We start from the raw sequence: 2286 nt of genomic DNA on the forward strand, positions 1-2286 counted from the left end.
AGTGGAACTGATCGAAGCCCTTCATATGGATCGTGTGCTTGATCCAGGACTCACCCGCGACCAGGACGCGCAACGGCGGGAAACTCAGGATGTCGGGCACATGCCCTCCTCTTCCGAGTAAACGTTTCTACTTGGGACGTACCTGTCGCCTGGTTCGCGGCCTTACCGAGCTGAAAATAGCCAGATCCAGGAGAACCGACAAGGCCCAAGGAACGTTTCCACCGGACACCAGAGGCCGAGCGGCTGGACGATGTGCCGCCGGGGCGCGACCCGGGGCCTCGTAAACCGGACGGCCGGTCGGGAGGCGCCGGGTCGTCACCCCGTACGCAATCACGATCGGATGCACGTAAGCCTGCCGAACAGACGCGCGGTGACTCTGCGCACTCTGGAGCCCAGACGCGCAGCCCCAGCGACCCGCCGGGCGCTTCGTCACCGCTGGTGTTCGCGCGCACGACCGATCGGCTGTTGACAGACCGTCGAGGGATGCCCATACTCAGTCGCCATATTGGACGTTTGTTCAAAGTAGTCCGGGAGGCTCGGCGGGGCGGTGAGTTCGTCAGGAAGTCCGACCCGTGACGCACACCGAGGTGGTCGCCATGTGCAGGTCGGTTCAACGCGAAGGGTGGGATCCTCACGTGGTCCGTAGGCCCAGGGAGCTGCAGCGCGCTGCTCAGCCAGTGCGTTCGGCCGATGAGGCGCGTGCGTCAGGTGGGCTGGTCGTGGTCGCCGATGACCATGTCCGCGAGAACGGGGGCGATCTGATCGCGGCAGGCTTTCTGATCACCGTGAACGCGGTGACCCTCATGGTGCGGCACACAATCGGCATCCCGTGTGCTCCGATGCCTGCCGCCCTCGTCCGGGGACGGGAACCCGGCGACATGGTCCCGGATGACGGTTCGCCCGGTTCGCCGCCGATATGCGCTGCTCAGTGCGGTGAGTGGTCGGTGCAGCTGTTGTCGTGTGCCGAGCGCCTTGCTTCGTCGATCGCTCAGATCGAGGTGGGTGGCTCGGCCAGCACGTCGTCCGACGGTTCCCACCACATCTTCTGACCGGTCGGGTGCCCGACCGCCTACGGTTCAAGGAGACGCTCATGTTGCTCGACCCCCTCGAAGTCCGGGGCCTGGAGCTGCCGAATCGGGTCGTCATGGCACCGATGTCGCAGCGCTCCGCTGACGAGACCGGGTGCGCGAATAGTTGGCATCTGGTGCACTACGGCTCGCGCGCGGTCGGTGGTGTCGGGCTGGTGATGATCGAGGACTCCGCGGTCTCGCCCGAGGGCCGCGGCCACAGCGGTGCTCTGGGTCTCTACACCGACGAGCAGGCCGCGGCGCTGGCGCCCATCGTGGAGTTCTGCCACGAGCAGGGGGCCAAGGTCGGTGTGCAGCTCGGGCACACCGGGCGGAAGGCCTTCGCCGACGGCGACGCGCTCAACCCGGTCGTGGGTGCTACCGGGGCACCCTTCAACGCCTCGAGCCACCAGCCCCACACGCTGACCGACGAGGAGATCGGCGACCTGGTCGCTGCGTTCGAGCAGGCCGCAGCCAGGGCGAGTCAGGTCGGCGTCGACGTGATCGAGATCCACGCCTCGCACGGGTACCTCATTCACGAGTTCCTCTCGCCGCTGACCAACCACCGCTCAGGCCCGTACGGCGGCGGCCCCGAGGCCAACAGTCGCGTCCTGCTGGAAATCGTGGAACGGGTACGCGCAACCTGCGGGCCGGGAATGCCGCTGTTCGTCCGGCTGGCGATCGACGACCTCGCCGACGGCGGCTGGCATGCCGACGACGCCATCCCGGTCATCAATCAGCTCAGCCGGGCCGGCTGCGATGCCATCGACGCCGCGGCCGGCGGCGCGGTCGAGGGCGCGTCATCGTTCGAGATCCCGGTCGACTTCCGCGACCTCGCCGCACAGGTCCGCGAACGCACTGGTGTGCCGACCATCGTCGCCGGCGGCATCAGCAGCGCAGAAGCAGCCGAAGCCGCGCTCGCCGGCGGGGACTGCGACCTCGTCGCGATCGGACGGCTCCTGCTCACCAACCCCTTCTGGGTCAACTCCCTGAAGGAGTCGGCACAGGCCAGATGACCACACCCACGCACGACCGCCCTCGACGCCCGAGCGCACCCTGCTACCCGGCCATTCCCGAGCGCTGGTCTGCGGGGCGTCGGATTCGACCTCGTCCGTTCCTTCCTCGTCACACACGGTTCTCGATAATGGAGTGAGTCATGGCATTGAAGTTCTGGGTGACGACGCCCTTCTTCTACTCGGACATGGATCGCCCGTGGGGC

Annotated in this window: 2 protein-coding genes; both read left to right on the plus strand. The window is 67.1% G+C overall.

Translation table 11 applies throughout. From position 1 onward, the window contains the following. Positions 1 to 596: 596 nt before the first annotated feature. Complete coding sequence (locus tag PSD17_RS25930) at positions 597 to 1049, plus strand: 3,4-dihydroxy-2-butanone-4-phosphate synthase (RefSeq protein WP_339124964.1); 453 nt, start codon at positions 597 to 599, stop codon at positions 1047 to 1049. A 41-nt stretch (positions 1050 to 1090) separates the two neighbouring features. Next, positions 1091 to 2083 carry an oxidoreductase gene (locus tag PSD17_RS25935; RefSeq protein WP_339124962.1) on the plus strand — a complete coding sequence of 331 codons (993 nt, stop codon included), beginning with the start codon at positions 1091 to 1093 and terminating at the stop codon, positions 2081 to 2083. Positions 2084 to 2286 lie beyond the last annotated feature (203 nt).

It is taken from the genome of Pseudonocardia sp. D17 (assembly GCF_036984265.1).
GTDB classification, from domain to species: Bacteria; Actinomycetota; Actinomycetes; order Mycobacteriales; family Pseudonocardiaceae; genus Pseudonocardia; species Pseudonocardia benzenivorans.